Below are 24,651 nucleotides of genomic sequence, written 5' to 3'. Positions count from 1 at the left end.
TGGGCGGCGAGGGGGAAGCCCACCTGCTTTGATGACGGTCGATGCCGTATACGGCCTGTTTTCTGGCGGCTTGAACACGGAACTGCCGCCCGGGACGCCGGTTGCCGTCGGGTCGAAAGCCGGGGGTTCGGCAGTGGCGGCGCGATGTCGCCGTGATGGTGGCCGTCCGTAGCGTCCGGCGCGACGTCGACACCTCGGCGTCTGTTTCGGGGAAGGACCTGAGAGTGCAGAAGTCATCAATCGTCCGCAAGGGCGCGCGTATCGCGATCGCCCTTGTCGCCGCTGCTGGGCTCAGCACCGTCATCGCGCCGGCCACTCCCGCCGCCGCGGCCTGCAGCTCCGTGGTGGACGCGAAGTACGCAACGACGAACGGCTCGATCGTTGCCGGCTGGAAGCTGGTCCAGAACAGCGCCTGCACCGAGCGCTGGGGCCAGATCACCGTCGACTACCAGCCCGACCCGACCGGTATCCCCTACGCCATCCGGGTCGAGCGGGAGATCAAGTCGCCGTACGGCTACTACCTCCAGGCGGCCTACAACAAGATCTCGGGTGTCGGCGCCGAGGGCACCTGGAACACCAGCCACACCACGAACACCAGCTCGGACAGCGACCGACACCGGATCTGCTGGGGCTACGCGACGTACAGCGGTGGCTGGAAGGCCCCGTCGAGCTGGCCGAACTGCACCGCCTGGCGGTACTGAGCCGACGGGTCCACGGCGCGGCCGGTGGGGGACGTCCCCACCGGCCGCGCCTCGTCATGTCCGGGCTGCCCGGGTCGGACATGAGGCCGGCTATTCGAGCCCAGCCGCAGGTCGTGTGGCCGATGCGGCAGAATTGTGGGCATGGAGATCGACTGGGCGCGACTGCGCGCCGCCGCCACGGACGCGATGCGGCACGCGTACGCGCCGTACTCGACGTTCCCAGTCGGCGCGGCCGCGCTGGTCGACGACGGCCGCGTGGTGGTCGGCTGCAACGTGGAGAACGCCGCGTACGGGGTGACCCTCTGCGCCGAGTGCGGGGTGGTGTCCAGCCTGCACGCCACCGGGGGTGGCCGCCTCGTCGCGCTCTCCTGCGTCGACGCCACAGGTGAGCCGTTGATGCCGTGCGGCAGGTGCCGGCAGCTGCTCTGGGAGCACGGCGGGCCGGAGTGCCTGATCGAGACCAAGGGTCGCGCGCTGCGGATGGCCGAGCTGCTGCCGCACGCCTTCGGCGTGGAGGACCTGGAGGCGGTGACCGGCGAGACGCCGGTGCCGGTGGTCCCGGAGCGGCTGGCCGCCTGGCGAGGGCGCGGCACAGTTTTCGTGCACCCGGACATGTCCGCCGGGCAGCAGGTCTGGACGGCGTACTGGGAACGCTCGGCTGGGGACGACGCGGGCGCCGAGACCGGCGTGCTGGAGGAGGCCCCGAGCTGGGACGACCCGGCCGAGGCGATCACCTGGGGGATGGCCCGGACGCCCCGGGTGGTGGTGGTCGACGCGACCGGGACCATCTTCTGGGCCGGTGAGGGTGAGCCGCCTTTGGAGATCCCGACTCGGTGGTCTGGTGGCTGAGCTTGGGGGCGGCCCCCACCCCGCGTCGGCAACGCCGTGCGTCGGTTCGCCAAGGGACTAGGAAGATCTTCTGATGAGTTTTGCTGCTGTTGACGTTATTCGGGTGAAGCGGGACGGGGGTGTGCTGTCGGACGCGCAGATCGACTGGGTGATGGACGCGTACACCCGGGGGGTGGTCGCCGACGAGCAGATGTCGGCGCTGGCCATGGCGATCCTGCTCAACGGCATGACCGGCCCGGAGATCGCCCGGTGGACCGCCGCGATGATCGCCAGCGGTGAGCGGCTGGATCTCTCGGCGGTACGGCGCCCGACGGTCGACAAGCACTCCACCGGCGGCGTCGGCGACAAGATCACCCTGCCGCTCACTCCGCTGGTGGCGGCGTGCGGCGCGGCCGTGCCGCAGCTGAGTGGGCGCGGCCTCGGGCACACCGGCGGCACGCTGGACAAGTTGGAGTCCATCCCGGGCTGGCGGGCCGCGCTGAGCAACGACGAGTTCATCAGCCAGCTCGGCGACGTCGGCGCGGTGATCTGCGCGGCCGGCGCCGGCCTGGCACCCGCCGACCGGAAGCTGTACGCGCTGCGCGACGTGACCGGCACGGTGGAGGCGATCCCGCTGATCGCGAGTTCGATCATGAGTAAGAAGATCGCCGAGGGCACCGGTGCGCTGGTTCTCGACGTCAAGGTCGGCTCGGGCGCCTTCATGAAGTCCGTCGACCAGGCCCGTGAGCTGGCCCGCACCATGGTCGAGCTGGGTGGTGCGCACGGCGTGCGGACGGTCGCCCTGCTCACCGACATGTCCACACCGCTCGGCCTGGCGATCGGCAACGCGGTCGAGGTGACCGAGTCGGTCGAGGTGCTGGCCGGAGGCGGGCCGGCCGACGTGGTCGAGCTGACGCTGGCCCTGGCCCGGGAGATGCTCGACGCCGCCGGCCTGCCGGACGCCGATCCGGCGGCGGCTCTGCGGGACGGCCGGGCGATGGACTCCTGGCGGGCGATGGTCCGGGCGCAGGGCGGCGACCCGGACGCACCGATGCCGGTCGCCCCGGAGGTCGAGGTGGTACGCGCCGAGCAGGACGGGCACGTCGCGGCCGTCGACGCGTACGCCATGGGGGTGGCGGCCTGGCGGCTCGGCGCGGGCCGGGCCCGCAAGGAGGACCCGGTCAGCGTGCCGGCCGGGGTGGTGCTGCACAAGCGACCCGGCGACCCGGTGCGGGCCGGCGACGCCCTCTACGAGCTGCGCGCCGAGGACCCGGCGCGGATCCCGGCGGCGCTCGCGGAGGCCGCCCGCGCGGTGCGGATCGCGCCGATCGCGCCGGTGCCGACGCCGTTGGTCATCGAGCGGATCGGCTGACCCGACCCGGGGTCGGGGCGGCGTGGTGCCGGTCACCAGGGAGCGCTATTCTCGCAGGCCAAGGGGGGATAGCCGGCCTTGAGCCGTCGCGAGCAGACAGGAAAACGCGCCGTGACCGTACCTGCCCCCGACCCACGCGAGGTACGCGAGGCGAGCCTGGACGAGCTGTCCCGGCTCGGCCTGCCGTTGCCGCCTCAGCAGTTCCCGCTCGTCTGGGAGCCGGGTGACAAGATCGAGCTGCGCCCCACAGCGGAGATCGAGGCGCGGATCGCCGTGCTGCACCTGATCCTGGCCCGCTGCTTCGGAATGCCCCCGCAGGCGGCGATGAGCTGGCTGCTCGGCTCGCACCTGATGGAGATGGTGACCCCGCCGGAGTGGCAGTTCGTGATCGGCGGCAAGGGCGACCACCGCTCGTTCGTGCTGCACCACGACGCGCTCTTCGCGCTGGCCTGGGTGCTCGGGCTGAGCAAGCAGCTCGACCCGACCCTCGCCGTGGACGAGCGGCTGGTCGAGCGACTGCCGCACATCGCCGAGGGGGAGACCTTCCCGCGCTGGCGGTCCCGGATCCTCACCGCGCCGCAGCATCCCGCCGACGCGGCGGCCCTGCTCGACCTGCACTACTGCCTGGACTGGGCTTACCTGGAGACCGAGCGGGTCGGGCGGTCGCTGCCCGGGCTGGTCGACGCGAACGCGATCGGTCAGCGGCGCTGGGCGCTGGAGTGGGCGGTGATCCTGCGCGGGCCGTACCACGATGAACCGCCCGGCTGGGAAGAGGTCGACCTCTCCACCTGAGCTCAGCGGGGTCGCTGAACGTCGAGCCGGACCGCCATGGTGACCCGGACCGGTTCGGGCAGCGCGGCCAGCCGGGTGGCGAGAGCGGCCGGGTCGGTGTGCCACGCGCTGGGTCCCATCCCGACCAGGGTGGCGACCTCCGGCCGGGTCAGCGCCAGTTCCGCCCGGTGTACGGCCGAGCTGACCGCGGTGAAGTGCCCGCCCAGGCTGCCGGCCACCCGGTCGGCCTTGTCCGGGTCCACCCGCAGCAGGCCGAGGGCGTCCACCAGTTCGGCGAGGTGGTCGGCGGCGGGGGTGACCACCAGCAACGTGCCGGTCGGGTCGAGCACCCGGTGGAACTCCGCGCCGTTTCGCGGGGCGAAGACGTTCAGCAGCACGGAGGTCGAGGCGTCGGCGAGCGGCAGCCGCTGCCAGGTGTCGGCGAGCGCCGCGGCCGCTCGGGGATGCGCGTTCGCCGCGCGGCGAAGCGCCGGCTTGGACACGTCCAGGGCCAGACCCACCGCGTCCGGCAGCGCCGCCAGCACCGCGCCGAGGTACCGGCCGGTGCCGGCGCCGGCATCCACCACCAGGGGGTACGCCTCGAAGTCGGGCGTCGGTGGCGCAGCCCGTACCTCTGCCGTTGTGTCCTTTGCTCTGCTTACCTCCGCGCAACAGTTCGGTGCGGAAACCGTTGCGTCGGTTGAAGCAGAGCAAAGGGCGGACGGGATAGGTCCCGAGTGCGTGGCGGGCGTCGCACGGAGCCGGCCGGCGGCTTCCGTCGCGGCGGCGGCGAGGGCGGCCGAAATGACGTCGTAGTGCCCGGCGGCGAGGAAGTCCGCCCGGGCGGCCACCATCTCGGCGCTGTCGCCGGCGTGCGGGGCGCGTCCGGCGAGCAGGTTGACGTACCCCTGCCGGGCGATGTCGAAGCTGTGCCGGCGCGGGCAGCGCAGCGCCCGGGCGGTGCCGGCTGTCGACTCGGCCAGCGGTTCGCCGCAGACCGGGCAGCGCAGCCGGTCGAGGATGCGCGGGTCCACGTCAGGCCCCGCGTTCGGGCTGCGGGCGGGTGGTCCGAGCCTCGGGGCCGGCGAGGTGGTCGACCACCCGGTGGGTGAGCGCGCCGAGGGCGTCGACCTCCGCCGGGGTGAGCAGGTCGATCAGGTGCCGCCGGACGGCGGCCACGTGGCCGGGGGCGGCGGACTCGATGGCCTGCCGACCCGCCGGCGTGAGCACGACGATCGAGCCCCGGGCGTCGTCGGCGCACTCCTCGCGGGTCACCAGGCCACGCTGCTGCATCCGGCTCAGGTGGTGCGAGAGCCGGCTGCGCGACCACAGCATCCTGTCCGCCAGCTCGCTGAGGCGCAGCCGTCCCTGCGGGGTTTCGGAGAGGTCGGAGAGGACGTCGTAGTCAGGTTCGGACAGGCCGGCGTCCTGGCTCAGGTCCCGGGCCAGCTCCAGGTCGAGCAGCCGGCGCATCCGGCGATAGCCACGCCAGGCGCTGTCCTCCCGTTCGTCCAGCCACCGCGGTGTGTCCATACCTGGAGTCTAGCGGTTTGGTTGACATGTCATCGACCTGCCGTCTAGATTGATGACATGTCAACGAACTTCTCCGAGGGCGGCGCCCCCAAGACGTCCGGCTGGTCGACCTCGCCGAGGTCGGGCCGCCGTCGGGTGGCGGCGTGAACGCCCGGCTGTGGGAGTTGTTCGGCACGCGGGGGCGCGGGGTGCTGGTCACAGTGCGCCGCGACGGCCGACCCCAGCTGTCCAACCTCGACTACCTGGCCGAGCCGGGGCTGATCCGCTGCTCCACCACGGGGGACCGGGCGAAGGTGCGCAACCTGCGCCGCGATCCCCGGGCCAGCTTTCACGTGACCACGCCGGACGGCGGCGCGTACGCGGTGGCCGAGGGCACTGTGACCCTCACCGAGCCGGCCGCGGCCACCGTCGACGCGACTGTCGACGAGCTGGTTGAGGTCTACCGGCGGATTCGTGGCGAGCACCCGGACTGGGCGGACTACCGTGCTGCCATGGTCGCCGACCGGCGGCTCGTGATCCGCCTCGACGTGCACCGGGTGTACGGCTGGCGACCGTGACTCCCGGCCGGTCCCGTCCCGGTCCGCGAGGGCCGCTGACTAGGGTCTGAGCATGGTCGCAACTATCCGGTACGAGGACATCGTCAAGGTCCCGAAGGCGCTGCTGCACGACCACCTCGACGGCGGGCTGCGGCCGGCGACGATCGTCGAGCTGGCCGCGGAGGTGGGCCACGAGCTGCCCACCACCGACCCCGAGGCGCTGGGGCGCTGGTTCGTCGACGCGGCCGACTCCGGCTCGCTGGAGCGCTACCTGGAGACGTTCGCGCACACCGTGGCGGTCATGCAGACCGCGCCGGCGCTGCGCCGGGTGGCCCGCGAGTGCGCGCTGGACCTGGCCGCCGACGGCGTGGTCTACGCCGAGGTGCGGTTCGCTCCCGAGCAGCACCTGGAACGCGACCTGAGCCTGGACGAGGTGGTCGAGGCGGTGCTGGCCGGTTTCGCCGAGGGCACCGCGCAGGCCGTCGAGGCGGGGTTGAGCATCCGGGTGGGCACCCTGCTCACCGCGATGCGGCACGCGGCCCGCTCGCAGGAGATCGCCGAGCTGGCCGTGCGGCACCGGGACTCCGGGGTGGTCGGCTTCGACATCGCCGGCGCCGAGGCGGGCTTCCCGCCCACCCGGCACCTGGATGCCTTCGAGTACCTCCAGCGGGAGAACTTCCACTTCACCATCCACGCCGGCGAGGCGTTCGGCCTGCCGTCGATCTGGCAGGCGATCCAGTGGTGCGGCGCGGACCGGCTCGGCCACGGCGTGCGGATCGTGGACGACATCACCCCCGGCACGCTGCCGGTGCTCGGCCGCCTGGCCGCGTACGTCCGGGACAAGCGGATCCCGCTGGAGCTGTGCCCGTCGTCGAACGTGCAGACCGGAGCGGTGGACTCGATCGCGGACCATCCGATCGGCCTGCTGCGGGATCTGCGGTTCCGGGTCACCGTCAACACCGACAACCGGCTGATGAGCGGCACGTCGATGTCGCGGGAGATGGCCCTGCTGGTGGAGACGTTCGGCTACGGCTGGCGGGAGTTGCAGTGGTTCACCATCAACGCGATGAAGAGCGCCTTCATCCCGTTCGACGAGCGGCTGCGGATCATCGATGAGGTGATCAAGCCGGCGTACGCGAAGCTGCTGGCCTGAGTGGTCAGCCGTGCGGATGGCCGGCGAGCAGGCCGGCCACCCGGCGCAGCACCTCCCGGGCTCGGGCCGCCTCCGCGCCCAGTCCGGTCTGCCGGCGCAGCACCGCAGGCTCGGCACGCAGCAGCGCCACCCCGCGCCGGACCAGCACCCGTGGCGCCTTGCGCTGCTCGGACAGGTCGCGGGCCAGCCGGCGGAGGAAGGTCGCCCCGCGCGGCCGGCGCAGCGCGTACGCGCCCGCGAGCAACCCAAGACGGCGGCACTCATCGACGATCTCGGCGGCGAAGATCCCTTCGGCCACGAAAAGTGGCGATCCGGCGACATCAAATGGCCGTGTGGCTACCCGTCGATCCGCGCCGATCGCATAAACCGGCACATCGGCGCGACCCTCGCGAGCCAGTCGGGCAATCGTTTCGACAGCCGTCGTGGCGTCCCACGACTCGGGCGATTCCCAATCCACCTGGCCGTTTCGTTGCGGCAACGTAGGGTCATCGCCATCTTTGTAGAAGTCGTCCAGGCAGAGCACCGGTAGGCCGGTTTGCTGTGCTATGTACGACTTTCCAGAGCCAGAAGGGCCGGCGAGCAGGACAACGCGGTGCGGATGTTTCATTACCTTCAGTTACTCCGGCCAGACGGACTGCTATCAAATCGCATCAACATCTCATCACACCTTCGGCGGGTGACAACCTGGGCTTTCTTCTTGCCGGGCGTCGTGATGGAATCTCGGGGGTCCGACCCGCCGGGTCGGACGCTGGGCGTTGCGCGGGGGCAACGCGTTCAAGCTGTAATCGCGAGGGCGGTGACGTGAGCAAACGGCCAAAGACGGCGGGCTCCTTCCTGTCGCGGCTGCGCCGACCGGCCAGCCGGCTCCGGGACATGCCGATCTGGTCCAAGCTCGGTCTCATCATGATCGTGCCGACCATCGCCACGGTCGTGGTGGGCACCAGTGGTCTCGTCGACCACCTGGAGACGCTCAACAATGCCAACCGAGCCGGTGACCTGGCCAACCTGTCGAGCTACTCAGGTGACCTGGTCGACACGCTTCAGGATGAGCGGACCGCTGCCGTGCTGCTGTCGGCGGCGGACGGGCTGCAGCCGAAGGCGCAGTACCAGGAGGCCTTCAACCGGGTGAATTCCCGGGTGGACCAGGCGAAGGGCCCCTACCTGCAACAGCGGGCCGAGATCGAGGACCTGCCAGCCAGCCTGGAGGGCCTGCTCGACCAGATCGACCAGGACCTGAAGGACCTGCCGGGCGCGCGCAGCCAGGTGTTCAACAGCAAGCTCAAGCTCACCGAGACCGTCCAGGCGTACGAGGGCCTGATCAACAACCTGCTCGCCATCCGTGAGTCGGCCACCCAGCTCGCCGGTGACAACGAGCTGAGCGACCGGATGCGAGCCGCCGCGGCCGTCGCCCGGGAGAAGGAGTTCCTCTCCGTACGCCGGGTCGTCGTGCACCGCGCGTTGGACCAGAAGCAGCTGACCCCGGTGCTGCGCACCGACTACATCGCCAGCGGCACCGGCCAGCAGCAGGCGGAGCAGAGTTTCAAGGCCGTCGCCACCCCCGAAGAGGCTGCGTTCCACGATCAGACGATCGCCGGCGGTGACCGCCGCGAGGCGCAGAACTACATCGGCTGGATGGACGGCAACACCACAGGCGACATGCGCGGCGCGATCTTCGGTCCGGACCAGTGGGACTCGGCCATGACGGCCAACGCCAAGCTGATCCGCGCCGTCGAGACGAAGCTCGACCGCGACGTGGTCGCCGAGGCCGACAACCTGCGCTCGGACGTCCAGCGTCAGGTGTTCCTGGAGACCGGCCTGCTGCTCAGCATGCTGCTGCTGGCCATCCTCTTCGCGTACCTGGTCGCCCGCTCGATGGCCCGCTCGCTGCGTGAGCTGCGGCAGGGCGCTCTCTCCGTCGCCCAGTACGGCCTGCCGCAGGCGGTCGCCCGACTGCGTGACCCCCAGGTCGTCGGGCAGCTCTCCCCGGTGCAGCTGGCCAACCAGATCGCCGAGCCGCTCCCGGTCCGCAGCAAGGACGAGTTCGGCCAGGTGACCGAGGCGTTCAACGCCGTCCACCTGGAAGCCGTCCGGACGGCCGCCGAGCAGGCGGCGCTGCGCGCGTCCGTCGCGACCATGTTCGTCAACCTGGCCCGCCGTTCGCAGATCCTGGTCGACCGCCTCATCGGGCACCTCGACCGGCTGGAGCGCGGCGAGGAGGACCCGGACCGGCTGGCCGAGCTGTTCCAGCTCGACCACCTGGCCACCCGGATGCGCCGCAACGACGAGAACCTGCTCGTGCTCGCCGGCGCGGACTCCACCCGCGTGCAGCGCGAGCCGGCGGCGCTCATCGACGTGCTGCGTGCCGCGCAGTCCGAGGTCGAGCACTACACCCGGATCGAGTTCGGGGTCATCGACCGGGACATCGAGGTCGCCGCGCACGCGGTCAACGACCTGGTGCACCTCGTCGCCGAGCTGTTCGACAACGCGACCGCGTTCTCGCCGCCGGACTCGCAGGTGATGGTCGAGGCCCGCCGGGTCGGCGACCGAGCCTCGCTCTACGTCGAGGACCGCGGCATCGGCATCAGCAACGACCAACTGCACGAGCTGAACGAGCGTCTCGCGACGCCACCGCAGGTGGACGTGGCCGTGTCCCGGATGATGGGCCTGGTCGTGGTCGCCCGGCTGGCTTCCCGGCACGGCGTACGGGTCGAGCTGCGTCCCGGCGGTGACCGTGGCACTGTCGCCGACGTGACCCTGCCGACCTCGGTGCTGGTGCCCCGGGCGCTCTCCGGCCGGGTCCAGCAGCCGCCGGCGCTGCCCGCGGCCGGTGGCCCGCAGCACGACGGCCCGGTGCCGGCCTTCGGCGCGCTGCCCGCGCTGGGCAACGGCCCTCGCCCGAGCGAGTCCGGCAACCAGGTCACCCTGGGTGGTCGCCCGTTCGATCCGGCGTCGCGCAACGGCGCCGGCACCCCCGCCAACACGGGTGTGTACCGCTCGATGCCGGCCTGGTCGGACCTGACCGGTGCGGCCGGCACGAACGGCGGCGACGGATTCACCCCACGGACGGCCAACGGCCAGCCGATCGACCCACTGCCGCAGCGCCGCGCCGGCGACGACTCTCCGGACGCGGGCCAGCAGCCGGCCATCCCGCGGCAGCTGCCCAGCAGTCCCGAGGCGCACCCGTACTCGCAGCCGCCAGTCTCCGCGCAGCCCTACTCCGGCGCGCCGGTCTCCGCCTCGCCGGCGTCCGGCCAGCCGTACTCCGCGCAGCCCTACTCGGGTGCGCCGTACGCCGGTCCGCCGGTGTCGGCCGCACCGGCCTCCGGTCAGCCGTACTCGGCGCCGCCGGCCGGTCACCCCTACTCGGCACCGCCCGCCGGTCAGCCGTACTCGGCGCCGCCGGCCAGTCAGCCCTACTCGGCGCCGCCGGCTGGTCAGCCCTATTCGGCCCCGCCGGCATCGAGTCAGCCGTACTCGGCGCCGCCGGCGTCCGCCCAGTCGTTCAGCGGCTTCGCGCCCCGATCGGCTCCGCCCGCCCAGGCGCCCAACGCCCCCGCGCCGCCGGCCTGGCCGCCGGTGCCCGGTGGCGACCGGGACGCGGCCACCCCACCGGTGCCCGAGCGGCTCGCCGCCGCCCTGGACATGACGACGGAGCTGCCACGGGTGCAGCGACCCACCGAGCAACCGGCCGCCACGGCTCAGCCGACGGCACCGACCTCGGCGGCACCGGCGCAGAGCCGGCCGGCGCCACAGCAGCCGCAGGCCCAGAACCGGCAGCGGTACGCGGACGAGACCATGGAGCTGCCGATCTTCCGGGAGCTCGAGTCGGCCTGGTTCCGTACCCGTCGGCCTGGTCCGGAGGAGGCGGCGGCCGCTCAGGCCGCCGCACCGGCCGCCCAACCGGCGGCGAATGGCGGCACCGCGACCCAGCAGTTCGCGACGGTCGAGGCCAGCGGTCGGGCAGTCCACAAGACACCACCCGGGACGACAGGTAACACACCGATGGCAGACACTCCGACGGCCGGAGGAGCGCCGCGGGACAACGGGTCGACAGCGAACGGGGGCGCCCGCCCCAGCCTCGCCGAGAGCCTGCCGAACCGCCGGCCCCAACCGCCGCAGACCAACGGCTGGCAGACCGCCGCCGACGACGGCTGGCGTGCCGCCACGGCAGCGGCCAGCGCGGTCCCGGTGAGCGAGACCACCACGACCGGTCTGCCGAAGCGCAAGCCGATGGCGCAGCTGGTCCCCGGCGCGGTGGAGAAGCCCACCACCTCGGTCCAGCGGCGTTCCCCGGAGGCGGTCCGCGGCCTGCTCTCCGCCTACCACCGGGGCGTGCAGCGAGGGCGTAGCACCTCGGACAACCCGACCAGCCCGGAGGCGACTCCGGGAGGGCAGCAATCCTCGCAGTCTGGCTCAGGCCCAGCGGCCGGGAGCGGGCAGAAGGAGCAAGAAGGATGACAACTACGCAGGATCTTGGTTGGCTGCTGGCCAACTTCGCCGACCGGGTGCCCGGTGTCGCGCATGCGGTCGCCGTCTCGGCGGATGGCCTGCTTCTCGCGTCGTCACGGGATCTGCCGCGGGACCGGGCCGATCAGCTTGCCGCGATCGCGTCCGGTCTGGTCAGCCTCACCCAGGGAGCGGCCCGCTGCTTCGAGGGAGGCGCGGTGCTGCAGACCGTCGTGGAGATGGACAATGGCTTCCTGTTCCTGATGTCCATCTCGGACGGCTCGTCCTTCGCAGTGCTGGCCGCCCGCAGCTCGGACGTCGGGCAGGTCGGCTACGAGATGGCGTTGCTGGTCGACCGGGTGGGCGACGCGCTGACCCCGCAGCCGCGTGCGGCTGCGGGCATGCTGGGCTGACGCCTCGCCGATCGTGAGGTCGGCGCTACTGCAACAACGACAACTACGGGTTTCACCGGTGGGAGCCGGTGCGGGGTACGAAGGAGGTGAGCGGCGACATGGCCGATCGTGACGAACCGACCGGAGCGTTGGTCCGTCCATACGCCGTGACCCGCGGTCGTACCCGTCCCCGGCTCGACATCGCGCTGGAGGCGCTCGTCGAGACGACGGTGCGCGGCCGGGCCGCTGCCAATGGCAACGGTGGCCGCGAACACCAGTACATCGCCGCGCTGTGTGACGGACGCGTGCAATCGCTCGCCGAGATCGCGGCGCGGATGCAGCTCCCGCTCGGTGTGGCCCGGGTGCTCATCGCCGACATGGCGACGGACGGCCTGGTCGCAGTCCACGAGCCGACCATTTTGGACGACTCCGACGACGCGGTGGGCACTGAACTGCTGGAGAGGGTGCTGAGTGGACTTCGCAGGCTCTGACATGTCGCACCGCCCGCCGAACCCGAGCGGGCGCGTGACGTCGGCGAAGATCGTTATCGCCGGTGGATTCGGCGTCGGTAAGACGACGCTGGTCGGCTCGGTCTCGGAGATCACGCCGCTGACCACCGAGGCCATCATGACCTCCGCTGGCGTGGGCGTCGACGACACCCGGCAGGTGCCGGGCAAGACGACGACCACGGTGGCCATGGACTTCGGCCGGATCTCGATCGACCGTGACCTGATCCTGTACCTGTTCGGTACGCCGGGTCAGACCCGATTCTGGTTCATGTGGGACGAACTGGTCCGGGCGCCATCGGTGCGGTCGTGCTGGTGGACACTCGCCGGCTGGCCGACTGCTTCGCGGCGATCGACTTCTTCGAGCACCGGCGGCTGCCGTACCTGGTGGCCATCAACTGCTTCGACGGGATGCAGTACCACGACCCGCAGGACGTTCGGGACGCGCTGGCGATCTCGAGCGACGTGCCGGTGGTGGCCTGCGACGCCCGCAACCGGGAGTCGACGAAGCACGTGCTGATCTCGCTGGTGGAGTATGTGCTCACCATGCGGCGTACGCGCGCCGTCGCCCCGGCCTGACCGGGCGGTTCGCGCCCGGTGGTGGCTCCGGCCGCCACCGGGCGCTGAGTGCTGTCCGGAGTCGGATCCCTTCCAGGATCTTCACCAGGCGGCGCTGGTCGTACCCGGGCTTCCGGGGCCTGAACGCGCTCCCGCCCTCAGTCAGCTGACTGAGGGCGGGATGGACGACGCGTGGGTGATGGTGACGGGTCAGGACTGGTAGCCGGCGGACCGGTACTCGTATTCCCGATCGTCGTCGCGGTCACCGTGGTCGCGGCTGAAGTCCCAGCCGCCGGCGGCCTCGCGACCCGGACGGCCGCCCACCGCGAACCCGCCGATCTCCTGCCCCCGACGCCAGCCACGGAAGTAGCCGGTGGTGTTCTCCGCGAGGCTCGCCGCGTCACGCACTATCCGCAGCGGCCGCTCCTCGCGCAACGGGGAACCCGGGACCAGGTTGGCCTGCGGCACGCGCTTCGGCAGACCGGCCGTCGTCTCAGCGCCCACCGCGGGACGGGCCGCCTGCTCGGCTGCCTGCCACCCGGTGTCGGCCGTGGTCGACCAGTCCAGGTCGGACTCCTCGGTCTGCCCGACGAACCAGGCCGACTTGGCCTGCGCGAAGATCAGCAGGTCCCCGTCACCCTCGTCCGCCACCGGCGGCGGCCGGTGCTCGACCGGGGGTGCCGGCCGGTGCTCGACGGGCCGTTCCATGCGGGGCGCGGGGCGGCCGTTGCGGGCGGCCTGCTCCCGATCGACCAGCCGCAGCGGCGGTGTCTCGAGACGCGGGTCGGTGGGCGGGTTGAGGCTTCCCTCGCGCAGCGCCCGGTCGGCCAGCGGCGGCGGCTCCACCAGCCGCAGCATGGGCGGCTCCTGCGGCAGGTCGTCCGCCAGCCAGGGTGGGGTGACGCGGCCGTCGGCCCGGCCCGGGTCGGTGGGTGCGTCGATGCCACGGCCGCCGCCGTACGAGTAGGCGGCCGGGTTGTTCGGCGAACTGTCGGCCGGATCCTCCGGGTTGTTGACCAGCGGCCAGTTGGCCCGGGAGCCCGGCGGCGCCGACTCCTGGCCCGGACGGGGAGTGGGCACCGGGATGCTGAGGTCGGTGGCGCTGAACCCGCCGGTGGGAGCCTCGTCGATCGGGCGTTGCAGGTGGCTCGGCCGGGGCTCGCCGTTGGTCTTGGGGCGGGGCGGGATGACCGTGCGTTGCCGCTCGGCCCGCGCGTTGTTGATCGCCGCGGTCGTCAGCGTCGGCCGGAACGGCTCGCCCGCCTCGGCCGGCGGCACCGCGCCGCGCTGCGCCGGCGCGATCGGGGTGATCCCGGGCGGCGGGGGCGGCGGCGAGGAGACCGGCCGGTTGGTCGGACCGTCGATGCGGCTCGGGAGGGGTTCGCCGCGCCCCAGAGGGGCGGACATCGCCGGGCCGGCGACCGCTGCGGGGGCAACCGGAGCGGGCGCGACCGGCGGCGGGGTGATCGGCGCCGGGGCGACCGGCGGTGGCCCGAGCGGGCGCGGCGACGCCAGCGGGGCTCCACCCGGGATCGGTTCGGGGCGGCTGCGTCGGCCACCGGTGGGGGCGGGTTCGGCGGCGACCGGGGTCGGTCGGACCGCGCGCAGCCCGGTGCCGGTGTTGGACAGGCCGGCCAGCTCGCCGACCGACTCGCCACGGCGGGCGGCGGAGCGGCGGCCGGGCGCCGTGGCGGGCGTGCTGGCCCGCGTGCTGAGCGCACTGACCAGCGCCTCGCACCCGGCGTCGCAGGCCCGTACCGAGGCGACCGCCTGCCGGACGGTCTCGGCCACCGCGGAGGTGAGCGCCCGGTTCACCGCGGCGCGGCGGGGTGTCTCGGAGATGGCGACCCGCAGTGCGGTGACCGCCTCGTTGATCTCCTCGGCGTCGGCCACCCCGTCCGCGGCGAGGTGCGCGGCGATGGCGTCCGCCGCCACCGAGACCTCGCGGCCCCGGGCGACGGTGCCGCCCAGCATGCCGGGCTCGGGCAGCGCGTCCAGCACCGCCAGCGAGACCGGCTCGGCCGGGTCCGGGTATGCGCGCAGCGCCGCCGGGTAGAGCTCGCGCAGCACCTCGCGCAGCGCCACGGCGGCCGAGTGCCGACCGCTGGCCAGCGCGGCGTGCGCGGAGAGCACCTGCTTGTAGCCGGCGAGGTCCCGGGGTGCCGGCAGGGTGACCGCGGACAGCGCGCCCGCCTGCAGCGCGCGGGCCAGCCCGACGGCGCGTCGTTCGGCTGGCGGCGACTGCATCTCCTCCAGGGAGTCGTCGTCGGCGAACCGCTCGGCGAAGTCGTCCACCGAGTCGTCGTCCGCGATCGCCAGCGGCCGACCCGCCGCGCTCAGCAGCGAGATGACCGTGTGGTCGTCGCTGTCGGCGGCGATGGCCGCACCGCTCGGCCCGCCCGACCGCTCCACGAGCAGCGCGACGAGCTGGGCGTAGCCAGCCGCGTCGTCGCCGATCTCGCAGACATGCAGCAGACGGCCTGCGTCGTCGACCACAGCGGACGTCAGCGTCGAACCGGCCGAGGCCGGTCGGTCAGCCGGATCCGCCGAGGCCAGACCGCAGTACACGCGCACGAGCGCCACGGCGTCGTCCTCCTCCCGGGACAGGTCTTTCCTCTGCCAGCAACTGATGCTCCCCGGTACGGGTCAGTCGCGCCAGTCCACGACCGCAGAGATCTTGCCGACAATGGTGCGCCAACCCAAACTTGCGGTTTGTGCCCCGATTTTCTTCAGCCGCCGACGGCCCATGAAACCGCCGATCCCGCCGTTGGCGGTCGCCCGCAGCGCCTCGTCCAGGTCGTCGAGGCTGGAGCCGGCGGAGAGCATGTCCAGCACCGCAGGCAGCCGCAACGCGTACGACAGGTCGCGTGCGACCTCGCCCGCCTTGATCAGCAGGGCCGAATCCCAGGCGTCGTGCCCGCCGCGCAGGTTCTCCACGACGAGGTCGAGCTCGTAGGTGTCCTCGTCGAGCGACGCGATGTCGGCCGGCTCCACCCGTTCGGACAATTCATTCCAGCTGTCCAGTTGGGACAGATCATTTGGGGCGCCGGACCGGATGAAACTGACCAACGACTCGGGGGTCTTGAACAGCAGCAGCTTGCCCCGGTGGCTGAGGAAGACCGGCACCTCCTCGTCGTCCGCCGCGTCCGTGGCGTTCTCGTCGTCGGTCTCGTCGGTGTCCGTGTCGGCGTGGCCGCGACGCCGCGACGCCGCGTCCTCGTCGCTCTCGGCGAACTCCTCGGCCAGTTCCTCGTCGAGGATGACGACGGTCTCGTCGTCCTCTTCCTCCTCGATGGCCTGACGGCGGGCGAGGAACGGGTCGTCCTGGTCGCGCTCGGTCACGTCGGTGGGGGTCAGCTCCCCCGCCGGCCGGTACGCCCGCAGCGTGAAACCGGAGCCGGCGGGCAGGGCGATCTCCACCGGGTCGATCCGCAGCTCGTCCCAGAGCGATCGGTCGACCGACGTCGACGCGAGGTCGGCCTCCTCGGCCTCGTCGGCCTGATCTGGCTCGGCCGGGCCGGTGGTGTCGTCGAGCTCGGGCTCGTCGGCGTCGGGCCGTTGGGGCGACTGGCGGGCCACGCTGACCTCCGTGTGCTTCGGGTTGCCCACCCGCCGACGTCTTCGACCGGCGAGTGACTCTGGGCACATACCCTAGTCGGCGGTCCGGGGCGGCCGGTGCCCGCACCCCGAAGGCCGCCTGGCGCACCGGGTCGGGCCTGCGGGTCATCGCCGGTACGCCACAGGTGGCGTACCGGCGGTTCGACAAGTAGCGTAGCTACGCATGAAGGCCCAGGAGTTGCACGGCCACCTCGACGCACTGCTGCTCGCCGTGCTCGAACAGGGCGAGCTGCACGGGTACGCCATCATCGAGGCGCTGCGGGCGCGCAGCGACGGCAGCCTCGACCTGCCCACCGGCACCATCTATCCGGCGCTGCGCCGCCTGGAGCGCGCCGGGCACGTGGCGAGCACCTGGAGCACGGTCAACGGCCGGGAGCGGCGGACGTACCAGCTCACCGACTCCGGCCGGCGGGCGCTGGCCGGTGAGCGCGCGGGTTGGCACGAGTTCCGCGTGACGGTCGGCCGGTTCCTCGACCCCGGCAGCGCACCCGGCACCCCGGCCTGAGCCGCTCGGCGGCCGTGGCCGGCCGGCCCGGCCCGGCCCGGCCCGGCCACCGTCACAGACCGCCTCGCGGGACGGGTCTGCGGCGGGTCGCCGCCGTTCAGCGGATGGTGGCGAGCAGCCAGCCGCGCGCCGCGCGGGCGAGCGAGAAGTAGGCGCCGCCGACCAGCACCGCCCCGATGAGCATCGGTGGCCAGCTCAGCGCCGCGTCCCAGAGCCCGATCGACCAGGCGAAGAGAGCGGTGCCGGCCAGCATGCCGAGGACCAGGGTGCCGGTCAGGCCGGCGCCCACCGCGCGCTGCGCAACGGCCAGGCCCGGCCGGGCGGACCGGGCGCTCGCCGCCACCACCAGCAGGCCAGCCACCGCGAGCAGCAGCGAGCCGATCCAGATCCAGTCGACCGAGGCGGAGAGCAGCCGGTAGACGGCCGGCGGGTGCGGGCCGCCGCTCCAGCTCGCCCCGCGCCACGTCAGGTCGCCGGCCACCACCAGCACTCCGGCCACCGCCAGCATCCTCAGGGAGAGCCCGCGCAGCGCGCCGACCGCCAGCTCGGCCTGCCAGGAGGGAAGCAGCTGCGCCGGTGAGCCGAACTCGGCCACCGCGCGTCGCTGCGCCTCGGTGGGCGGCAGGCCGTCCTCGCGGTACGCCTCGACGGCGTCCAGCAGGCCGTGCCGGGCCTCGGTGAGCAGGTCGGACTTCAGTCGGGCCGGGCCCTGCAACCGGGCGGCAAGCACCCTCAGGTGCTCCTCCACCAACACGTCCTCACAGCGCGGCATGGCACCACCCTGCCACGGAAGGCGGCGCGCCGACGTCCGGGAGAACCCTGGTCCGTCCCCGAGCCCGGTCAGGGGGTCAGAGCCAGGTACCCGCGTTCGGCCGCCGCCTGGAGCAGCCACTGGTCCCGGTACCAGCCGGGCGCGGTGACCAGCTCGGCGTGCCGGCCGCGCTGGATCACCCGGCCGCCGTCGAGGACGACGATCTCGTCCAGCTCGGCCAGCCCGCTGAGCCGGTGACTGATCAGGAGTACCGAGTGCCCGACCGGGGTGGCGCCCAGGGCGGAGGCGAGCACGGCGTCGGCGGCGGTCGGGTCCAGCCCCTCGGTGGGCTCGTCGAGCACCAGCACCGGCGGCGCGGCGAGCAGAGCCCGGGCGAGCGCGAGTCGCTGCCGCTGGCCGCCGGAGAGCTGACCGCCCTCCTCGCCGACCAGCGTGTCCCATCCGGCCGGCTGGGCGTGCACCCACTCCAGCAGGCCAGCGGCGGAGGTCGCCGCGATCAGCTCCTCGTCGCTGGCCCCGGCACGGCCGAGCAGCAGGTTCTCCCGCACCGTGGCGTGGAAGACGTACGCCTCGGCGAGCAGCCCACCGACCGCGCGGGGCAGCTCCTCCTCGGCGTACGCCGACAGGTCGCGACCGTCCAGCGTGACCCGGCCGGACGTGGGCCGGACCGCGCCGGTCAGCACGGCGGCCAGTGTGCTCTTGCCGGCCCCGCTCGGGCCGACCACCGCGATTCGCCGCCCGGCGGGCAGGTCCAGGCTCACCCGGTCGAGCGCGGGCGCGGCGCCGGCCCGGTACCGCACGGTCACCTCGGCGAAGCGCAGCTCGTGCGCGCCGCTCCGGTCCGGGCCACCGGTGCCATTCGCGCCGGGATCCGCGGCGGCGCGCGGGGCAGTCGGCAGGTCCACGTCGAGTAGGGCGGCCACCCGGGTCAGGCCGGGCCGCAGCTGGGTCCACTGCCGGGCCGCCGAGACCAGGGCCAGCGTCACCTCGACGGCCGCCAGGGTGCCGACGGCCAGTACGCCGACCAGCACGCCCGGCACGTCCGCGGCCAGCGCGGCCAGCACCACCGCGGCGGCGGTCAGCCCGGCGACCAGCACCCCGGCCGCGTCGACGGCGAACCCGGTGGCGGCGAGGCGGCGTTCCAGCCGGGCCATCCGGCCGGCCCGCTGCTCGGCGGCGTGCAGGGCGGCGTCGGTCGCGCCGAACGCGGCCAGGTCGGCGGCGCCGTGGGTGAGGTCGATCGCGTCGGTGGCCAGCGCGCCGCGCAGTGGGGCCACCTCCGCCGCGTTGCGCCTGGTGACCGCGGTGGCCAGCGCGGGCAACGCCACCCCGGCGACGAGCAGCCCGGCGGTGAGCACACCGGCGGCCGGCGGCGAGATCAGCGCCGCCCCGGCCACCGCCAGCACTCCGACCAGTGCCGCCGCCGAGCCCGGCACCAACACCCGCAGCAGGAGGTCCTGCACCGCCTCGACGTCGGAGACCAGCCGGCTCAGCACGTCCCCCGAACGGTGCGCGGCGGTGCGGCGGGCGGCGAGGCTGGCGAAGACCCGGGCCCGGACGTCGGTGATCATGCGGAGGACCGCGTCGTGCCCGGCGAGCCGTTCGGTGTAGCGGAACACGCCCCGGCTGATCGCCAGCGCCCGGACCGCGACGATCGCCACTGTGAGCCGGTCCAGCGGTGGCCGGCCGGCGGCGCTCATCAACAGCCAGGTGGCGGTGGCCATCAGGGCGAGCCCGGCGAACTCGGTGGCGGCGGCGAGCAGACCCGCGCCCACCAGCCGGCCCAGGTACGGCCGGGCCAGGCGCAGCACCGTCCGCTCGGCGGTCGCCCGCCCGGTCGGCACCGCGTCGACCAGCGGTTCCGGTGGCTCGTCCAGTGGGCCCCGCCCGCCGGCCAGCGGCTCGGATGCGGCGTTCATCGGGCCACCTTCCCGGTCGGCTCGGGCGTCAGCTCGGTGACCCGGCCGTCCTCGATCCGCAGGATCCGGTCGGCGTCGGCCAGCAGCGCCGGCCGGTGCGCGACCAGCAGCGCGGTCCGCCCGGCGACCAGCCGGCGGGTGGCGTCGAGCACCACCGCCTCGGCTGCGGTGTCGAGTCGGGCGGTGGGCTCGTCGAGCAGCACCACCGGGGCGTCCCGCAGGAACGCCCGGGCCAGGGCCACCCGTTGCCGCTGCCCGCTGGAGAGGCCGTGCCCACGCTCACCGAGCACCGTCTCCAGCCCATCCGGCAGGCCGGCCACCACGTCGTCCAGGGCCGCGTCGTGTACGGCGCTGGCGAGCGCGTCGGGCGGGGTGTCCGGTGCGCCGAGCCGGATGTTGTCGGCCAGCGAGGCGGCGAAGAGGTGGGCCCGCTGCGGCACCCAGGCGAGCTGGCGGCGCCAGGCATCAGGGTCGGCGGCGGCCAGGTCGACCCCGTCCACGGTGATCCGGCCGCTGGTCGGGGTCACGAAGCCGAGCAGCAGGCCGAGCAGGGTGCTCTTGCCGGCGCCGCTGGGCCCGATGATGGCGATCCGCTGACCGGGCCGGACGGTAAGCGTCACGTCGCGCAGCGCGGTGGTCCGCTCGTACGCCACTGTCACCGACTCGAAGCGGATCTCGCCCCGCCCGTCCGGGATGGCCGCGCCCTCGGCGGCCCGGGGTGCGGCGGGCGCGGCGGAGATGGTGAGCGCCTCGTCCAGCGCGGTGAGCCCCTCCATGCTGGCGTGGAAGCGGCTGCCGGCGGCCCGCAGCGGCAGGTACGCCTCCGGGGTGAGCAGCAGCACCAGCAGCGCGGTCTGCAGGGCCAGCCCCCCGCCGAGCAGCCGGATGCCGACCGGCACCGCGACCAGGGCCACGGAGAGGGTGGCGACCAGCTCCAGCACCAGCGCGGAGAGGAACGCGATCCGCAGTGTCTTCATGGTGGCGACCCGGTGCCCGTCGGCCATCCGGCGGACCACCTCGGTCTGCGCCCGGGCCCGGCCGAACGCCCGCAGCGTGGGCAGCCCGGCGACCATGTCCAGGAAGTGCCCGCCCAGCAGGGCGAGTCGGCGCCACTGCCGCTCCGTGGCGGCCTGCGCCTGCCAGCCGAGCAGCGCGCCGAAGACCGGAATCAGCGGCAGGGTCAGCGCGATGATCACCGCGGAGCCCCAGTCGGCGAAGACGACCCGGGCGAGCACCGCCACCGGCACCGTCACGCTGAGCACCAGCTGGGGCAGGTACCCGGTGAAGTACGCGTCCAGCGCGTCCAGGCCGCGCCCGGCCAGCGTGGCGAGTTGGCCGGCCCGTTGCCCGGCAACCCAACCCGGCCCGTGCCGGCCCACCGCGCCGAGCAGGTCGGCCCGCAGCGCGGCCTTGACCGTGGCGGCTACCCGCGCCGAGACCGTGCCCTGCGCCCAGACCAGTGCCGAACGGGCGGCGACCGCCACCGCGAAGCCGGCCAGCGCAGGCCGGTCCAGGCGGCCGTCGACGGCGGTGGCCAGCACCGCTGCCAGCGCGGTGGCCTGCGCCACGATCAACCCGGCGGCGAGCACGCCGAGCACGACGAGCACGGCGAGGTCGCGCCGGGCCGCGGGGACCCGGCGCAGCAGTCGCGGGTCGAAGGGACGGCGGTTCACCAGTACACCGGTGCCCTGCCGTCGGTCCGTCCCCGGAAAACCCACCAACACATCGCCTGGAAGCCTAGTAGGGCCGGCAGCAGCGGCAGCGCCACCCAGCCGAGTAGCCGCAGCGTCGGCGCGCTGGCGGCGGCGTCGGCCACCGTCAGCGAGGCGCCCGGGTCCGTCGTGGACACCAGCACGTAGGGCCAGAGGGCCGCGCCGACCAGCGCCACCGGCAGCGCCAGAGCCGCGCCGGTGGCGACCAGGGCCCATCCCGGCCGCCGCCGGTCCAACGCCGCGCGGGCCAGCAGTAGCGCCGCCGCCAGCAGCAGCGGCAGCAGTACGGCCACCGCCGGCCGCTGGACGGCGTCGCGTACCCGGGCGGAGAGCAGCCCTACGACGGTGGCCAGGGCGACCGCGGTGAGCGCCACCGGCACCAGCCGGCGGGCCGACCGGCCGACCACTGCGGCGTCGGCGGTCGGCAGTCGCAGGGTGAGGAACGTCGCACCATGCACCGCGACCAGAGCGACCATGGCCAGCCCGGCGGCGGCCGCGAACGGGGTGGCCAGATGCGACACCCCGACGACGTGCCCGTCGGCCGCGCGGGGCACGCCCTGCAGCAGCGCGGCCAGCAGCACGCCCCAGCCCAGCGCGGCGAGCACGCTGCCGACCACCACCACCCGGTCCCAGCGGGCCCGGATCCGCTCGTCGGTCGGCCGGCTGCGCAGTTGCACTCCGGCGGTCACCAGGACCACACCGGCCAGCGCGCCGGCGACCGCCGGGTAGCACCCGGAGAGCAGTTCGCCCTCCAGTACCGGAAAGGCTCCGAAGAGGATGCCCACGGCGGCCACCAGCCAGACCTCGTTGCCGAGGAAGAACGGGCCGAGCGCGGTGAGCGCGGCCCGTCGTCCGGCCGGGCCACCGCCGCGGGCGAGCAGCAGCCCGACGCCGTAGTCGTAGCCGGCGAGCACCAGGTAGGCGCCGAAGAAGAGGCCGAGCAGGGCGTACCAGGCGAGGTCCACGGTGATCTCCTCAGGCCAGGGCGGGTTCGGGGTGAGCCGGCTCGTTTGCCGCTGCCGGCGGGCGGCCGAGCGGCGGGTCGCCCGCGCCGCCGGCCGCGTGCCGGGCGAGCAGCACCCAGTTGGTGACGGCGAGGGTGCCCAGCAGCAGGCTGAAGCCGATCAGTGAGGCGAGCATCACCGGTGCGCCGACCGGGGAGACCGCCTGATCGGTGGGGAGCAGCCCGTACGCCACCCAGGGCTGGCGGCCGACCTCCCGGGCGATCCAGCCGAGGATCACCGCCACGAACGGCAGCGGCAGGGCGAGCAGGACCAGCCAGAGCGGGAAGCGCAGCCGGATGATCCAGTCCCGGAAGAGCAGCGGGAGCAGCAGCCAGACGCAGCCGAGCGTGAAGCCGATCAGGATCATGAAGCCCAGCCCGACGTTGGCCAGCACGGGTGGGGTGTAGTCGCCGGGGCCGAACCGCGCCGTCCACTCGGTGATCAGTTCCTGGGCTTCCGGGCCCTGGCCGAACTTGGTCGGCTGCACCTCGCCGACCGGCCCGAACTGCGCGAACCCGAAGCCCTGCACCAGGGTGATCGCCAGCGCCGCGGTGACCAGGCCGATCCGCAGCGACGTGCGGAAGAGCACGAAGTCCGGGGTGCGCCGGATCAGGTGCCAGGCGCTGACGGCCGCCATCAGCATCCCGCCGACCAGCAGCGCGGCCGAGACCACGTGCCCGAACGCCATGCCGAGGGTGGGATTGGTGAGCAGCGCGCCGAAGTCGGTGAGGTGGGCGATGCCGTCGCGCACCTCGTACCCGACCGGGTGCTGGAGCCAGGAGTTCGCCACCATGATCCAGAACGCCGAGGCGTACGCGGTGAGCGCCACGCCCCAGAGCAGCGCGAGGTGGACGCCCTTGCGGAGCCGGTGCCAGCCGAAGATCCACATCCCGAGGAAGGTGGACTCCAGGAAGAACGCCACAAGTGTCTCGATGGCCAGCGGCGCGCCGAAGACGTTGCCGACGTAGCGCGACAGGCCGCTCCAGTTCAGCCCGAACTGGAACTCCATCACGATGCCGGTGGCGATGCCCAGCACGTAGTTGATCACGTAGAGCTGGCCCCAGTACCGGGTGAGCCGCTCCCACTTCGGGTTGCCGGTGAGCACCCAGGCGGTCTGCATCCCGACCAGCAGGGTGACCAGCCCGAGCGTGACGACCACGAACAGGAAGTGGATCGACGTGGTGGTGGCGAACTGCAGGCGGGCGAGGAGCAGGGTGTCCATGACCGCTCTCCGTATGGTTGGCTGCCTTGTCGTAGCCACCCTACACGTAGCTTGCCTACAGGTAAGTTACTACGCCTTGTCGTAGGTAACTCTACGACAAGGCGTAGTAGTTGTGGGGGGTCTGATCCTCAACGTGGAGGGGTGCCCGTGGGGAGTTATGGCCGCGACTCGGGCCGTGCGGCCGCTGCGGTCAGCTCAGAAAGAGGGTGATCGGGAGCGCGACCAGCATGGTGGCGACCGCGAGAGCGGTGGCCCCGAGCACCCGCGGCGGCCGGTCGCTCACCAGCAGCCGCTGCACGCGTACGTCCAGGTCGCGGTCGCCCATACCCAGCGCGCCGGCCGGGGTGATCCGGTGACCCGCGGCGGCGAACCGGCGCAGCGCGCCCGCCAGCGGCGCCTCGGCGTGCAGCTCGCGCGCCTTGTCGTCGGCACGCATCTCGACCAGCAGGGCGACCCGCTCGTGCGCGTCCCGGACCCAGCGGAACCACGGCAACGCGCGGCAGAGCGCGGTGAACGGCAACAGCACCAGGTCGTGCCGCTCGTTGGCGTGCGCACGCTCGTGGCTGAGCACCGCCGCGAGCTCGGCCCGGTCCAGCAGACTCAGCGTGCCCGCGCTGACCACCACCTGCGGCTTCACCCCCGGCAGGCAGTACGCGGCCGCGCTCGGATGGTCCAGCACCAGCGCGCCGGGCGCGGCCGGGTCGTTCCGGGCGACCAGGGTGAGCAGGTCCCGGTGCCGACGCTGGGCGCGCAACGTGCCGTGGATGCTGCGCACGGTCGTGGTGACCAGCACCGCGCCGATGCCGAAGCCCACTCCCACGCCGGCCAGGTGGAAGGCTGTCACCCCGACCGGCAGCGTGCCGTGGGCGAGGTCGGTGGCCAGGGCGAGCAGCGCGCTCCCGGTCGGCAGGTCGTAGGCGGCCACCCCGAGCGCCATCGGCAGGCCCATCGCCGAGAGGCCCAGCGCCAACCCGACCGCCTGCCAGCACACGATCGCCACCCGGGGGCTGCGCCAGGTCCAGGTGGAGTGGGCCAGCACCTGAGCGGTCAGATAGCAGGCCAGCATGGTGGCGGCGAAGTGCACGGCGTAGGCCATGGCGCGC

21 protein-coding genes and 1 pseudogene are annotated in these 24,651 nt (G+C 73.3%); 11 read left to right on the top strand and 11 right to left on the bottom strand.

Annotated features, from left to right (window positions below; translation table 11 throughout):
* The first annotated feature begins 224 nt into the window (after nucleotides 1-224).
* The 4 genes from GA0070607_RS08985 to GA0070607_RS08970 all read left to right on the top strand — a co-directional run bounded on the left by GA0070607_RS08985 (nucleotide 225) and on the right by GA0070607_RS08970 (nucleotide 3,693).
* On the top strand, nucleotides 225-701 hold the full coding sequence (locus GA0070607_RS08985) for a hypothetical protein (RefSeq protein ID WP_089017790.1): 477 nt from the start codon (nucleotides 225-227) through the stop codon (nucleotides 699-701).
* Between the two features lie 141 nt (nucleotides 702-842).
* Entirely contained in the window at nucleotides 843-1,550 is a 708-nt protein-coding gene (locus tag GA0070607_RS08980; RefSeq protein ID WP_089017789.1) for a cytidine deaminase, read from the top strand.
* 70 nt (nucleotides 1,551-1,620) lie between these two features.
* Nucleotides 1,621-2,901: a thymidine phosphorylase gene (locus GA0070607_RS08975; RefSeq protein ID WP_089017788.1), complete on the top strand. Its 1,281-nt coding sequence runs from the start codon at nucleotides 1,621-1,623 to the stop codon at nucleotides 2,899-2,901.
* A 111-nt stretch (nucleotides 2,902-3,012) separates the two neighbouring features.
* Nucleotides 3,013-3,693, top strand: a complete 681-nt coding sequence (locus tag GA0070607_RS08970) for a DUF4272 domain-containing protein (protein ID WP_089017787.1) — start codon at nucleotides 3,013-3,015, stop codon at nucleotides 3,691-3,693.
* A 2-nt stretch (nucleotides 3,694-3,695) separates the two neighbouring features.
* Here GA0070607_RS08970 and GA0070607_RS08965 read toward each other — a convergent pair whose 3' ends face one another.
* Complete coding sequence (locus GA0070607_RS08965) at nucleotides 3,696-4,706, bottom strand: putative RNA methyltransferase (protein ID WP_089017786.1); 1,011 nt, start codon at nucleotides 4,704-4,706, stop codon at nucleotides 3,696-3,698.
* 1 nt (nucleotide 4,707) lies between these two features.
* Nucleotides 4,708-5,205, bottom strand: a complete 498-nt coding sequence (locus GA0070607_RS08960) for a MarR family winged helix-turn-helix transcriptional regulator (protein WP_089017785.1) — start codon at nucleotides 5,203-5,205, stop codon at nucleotides 4,708-4,710.
* A gap of 143 nt (nucleotides 5,206-5,348) precedes the next feature.
* On the opposite strand from GA0070607_RS08960, the gene GA0070607_RS08955 reads away from it, so the two are divergent.
* Nucleotides 5,349-5,762 carry a PPOX class F420-dependent oxidoreductase gene (locus GA0070607_RS08955; protein WP_089017784.1) on the top strand — a complete coding sequence of 138 codons (414 nt, stop codon included), beginning with the start codon at nucleotides 5,349-5,351 and terminating at the stop codon, nucleotides 5,760-5,762.
* A gap of 52 nt (nucleotides 5,763-5,814) precedes the next feature.
* Complete coding sequence (locus tag GA0070607_RS08950) at nucleotides 5,815-6,894, top strand: adenosine deaminase (protein WP_089017783.1); 1,080 nt, start codon at nucleotides 5,815-5,817, stop codon at nucleotides 6,892-6,894.
* Between the two features lie 4 nt (nucleotides 6,895-6,898).
* On the opposite strand, the gene GA0070607_RS33250 is transcribed toward GA0070607_RS08950, so the two are convergent.
* Nucleotides 6,899-7,192 carry a hypothetical protein gene (locus GA0070607_RS33250; RefSeq protein WP_231930914.1) on the bottom strand — a complete coding sequence of 98 codons (294 nt, stop codon included), beginning with the start codon at nucleotides 7,190-7,192 and terminating at the stop codon, nucleotides 6,899-6,901.
* A 503-nt stretch (nucleotides 7,193-7,695) separates the two neighbouring features.
* Between GA0070607_RS33250 and GA0070607_RS08940 the strand changes: the two genes are divergently transcribed.
* The 4 genes and pseudogenes from GA0070607_RS08940 to GA0070607_RS08925 all read left to right on the top strand — a co-directional run bounded on the left by GA0070607_RS08940 (nucleotide 7,696) and on the right by GA0070607_RS08925 (nucleotide 12,817).
* Entirely contained in the window at nucleotides 7,696-11,352 is a 3,657-nt protein-coding gene (locus GA0070607_RS08940; RefSeq protein WP_089017781.1) for a nitrate- and nitrite sensing domain-containing protein, read from the top strand.
* A complete protein-coding gene (locus GA0070607_RS08935) occupies nucleotides 11,349-11,753 on the top strand; it encodes a roadblock/LC7 domain-containing protein (RefSeq protein ID WP_007455462.1) in 405 nt (134 codons plus the stop codon). The genes GA0070607_RS08940 and GA0070607_RS08935 overlap by 4 nt, the downstream gene beginning before the upstream one ends.
* Before the next feature lie 98 nt (nucleotides 11,754-11,851).
* Nucleotides 11,852-12,223 (top strand): DUF742 domain-containing protein, encoded by a 372-nt coding sequence (locus tag GA0070607_RS08930; protein ID WP_089021735.1) that lies wholly within the window; start codon nucleotides 11,852-11,854, stop codon nucleotides 12,221-12,223.
* A gap of 1 nt (nucleotide 12,224) precedes the next feature.
* A pseudogene (locus GA0070607_RS08925) lies at nucleotides 12,225-12,817 on the top strand (GTP-binding protein).
* A 189-nt stretch (nucleotides 12,818-13,006) separates the two neighbouring features.
* Here GA0070607_RS08925 and GA0070607_RS08920 read toward each other — a convergent pair.
* Together GA0070607_RS08920 and GA0070607_RS08915 are read right to left on the bottom strand one after the other, a co-directional pair.
* The gene (locus GA0070607_RS08920) at nucleotides 13,007-15,403 is read right to left on the bottom strand and encodes a transposase (protein ID WP_089017780.1); all 2,397 of its coding nucleotides are present in this window, start codon (nucleotides 15,401-15,403) and stop codon (nucleotides 13,007-13,009) included.
* Nucleotides 15,404-15,442: 39 nt separating this feature from the next.
* Nucleotides 15,443-16,405 (bottom strand): DNA primase, encoded by a 963-nt coding sequence (locus tag GA0070607_RS08915; protein ID WP_089017779.1) that lies wholly within the window; start codon nucleotides 16,403-16,405, stop codon nucleotides 15,443-15,445.
* 172 nt (nucleotides 16,406-16,577) lie between these two features.
* Here GA0070607_RS08915 and GA0070607_RS08910 point away from each other — a divergent pair, with 172 nt between their 5' ends.
* Nucleotides 16,578-16,919, top strand: coding sequence for a PadR family transcriptional regulator (locus tag GA0070607_RS08910; RefSeq protein ID WP_089017778.1), 342 nt, complete (start codon nucleotides 16,578-16,580; stop codon nucleotides 16,917-16,919).
* A 97-nt stretch (nucleotides 16,920-17,016) separates the two neighbouring features.
* Here the strand turns inward: GA0070607_RS08910 and GA0070607_RS08905 are convergent, their stop codons facing one another.
* From GA0070607_RS08905 to GA0070607_RS08880, 6 genes are all read right to left on the bottom strand, one after another.
* Nucleotides 17,017-17,691, bottom strand: coding sequence for a permease prefix domain 1-containing protein (locus tag GA0070607_RS08905; RefSeq protein WP_089017777.1), 675 nt, complete (start codon nucleotides 17,689-17,691; stop codon nucleotides 17,017-17,019).
* Between the two features lie 68 nt (nucleotides 17,692-17,759).
* The gene (gene cydC / locus GA0070607_RS08900; RefSeq protein ID WP_089017776.1) at nucleotides 17,760-19,610 is read right to left on the bottom strand and encodes a thiol reductant ABC exporter subunit CydC; all 1,851 of its coding nucleotides are present in this window, start codon (nucleotides 19,608-19,610) and stop codon (nucleotides 17,760-17,762) included.
* Entirely contained in the window at nucleotides 19,607-21,283 is a 1,677-nt protein-coding gene (gene cydD, locus GA0070607_RS08895) for a thiol reductant ABC exporter subunit CydD (protein WP_089021734.1), read from the bottom strand. Before cydD ends, cydC begins: the two co-directional genes overlap by 4 nt.
* A complete protein-coding gene (locus GA0070607_RS08890) occupies nucleotides 21,280-22,287 on the bottom strand; it encodes a cytochrome d ubiquinol oxidase subunit II (protein WP_089017775.1) in 1,008 nt (335 codons plus the stop codon). The genes cydD and GA0070607_RS08890 overlap by 4 nt, the downstream gene beginning before the upstream one ends.
* Before the next feature lie 10 nt (nucleotides 22,288-22,297).
* Nucleotides 22,298-23,548 carry a cytochrome ubiquinol oxidase subunit I gene (locus GA0070607_RS08885; RefSeq protein WP_089017774.1) on the bottom strand — a complete coding sequence of 417 codons (1,251 nt, stop codon included), beginning with the start codon at nucleotides 23,546-23,548 and terminating at the stop codon, nucleotides 22,298-22,300.
* A 190-nt stretch (nucleotides 23,549-23,738) separates the two neighbouring features.
* Nucleotides 23,739-24,644 (bottom strand): M56 family metallopeptidase, encoded by a 906-nt coding sequence (locus GA0070607_RS08880; protein ID WP_089017773.1) that lies wholly within the window; start codon nucleotides 24,642-24,644, stop codon nucleotides 23,739-23,741.
* Nucleotides 24,645-24,651 lie beyond the last annotated feature (7 nt).

This window comes from Micromonospora coriariae (assembly GCF_900091455.1).
GTDB classification, from domain to species: Bacteria; Actinomycetota; Actinomycetes; order Mycobacteriales; family Micromonosporaceae; genus Micromonospora; species Micromonospora coriariae.
The sequence above is the reverse complement of the archived record's forward strand: the minus strand, read 5'-3'. Positions and strand labels throughout refer to the sequence as shown.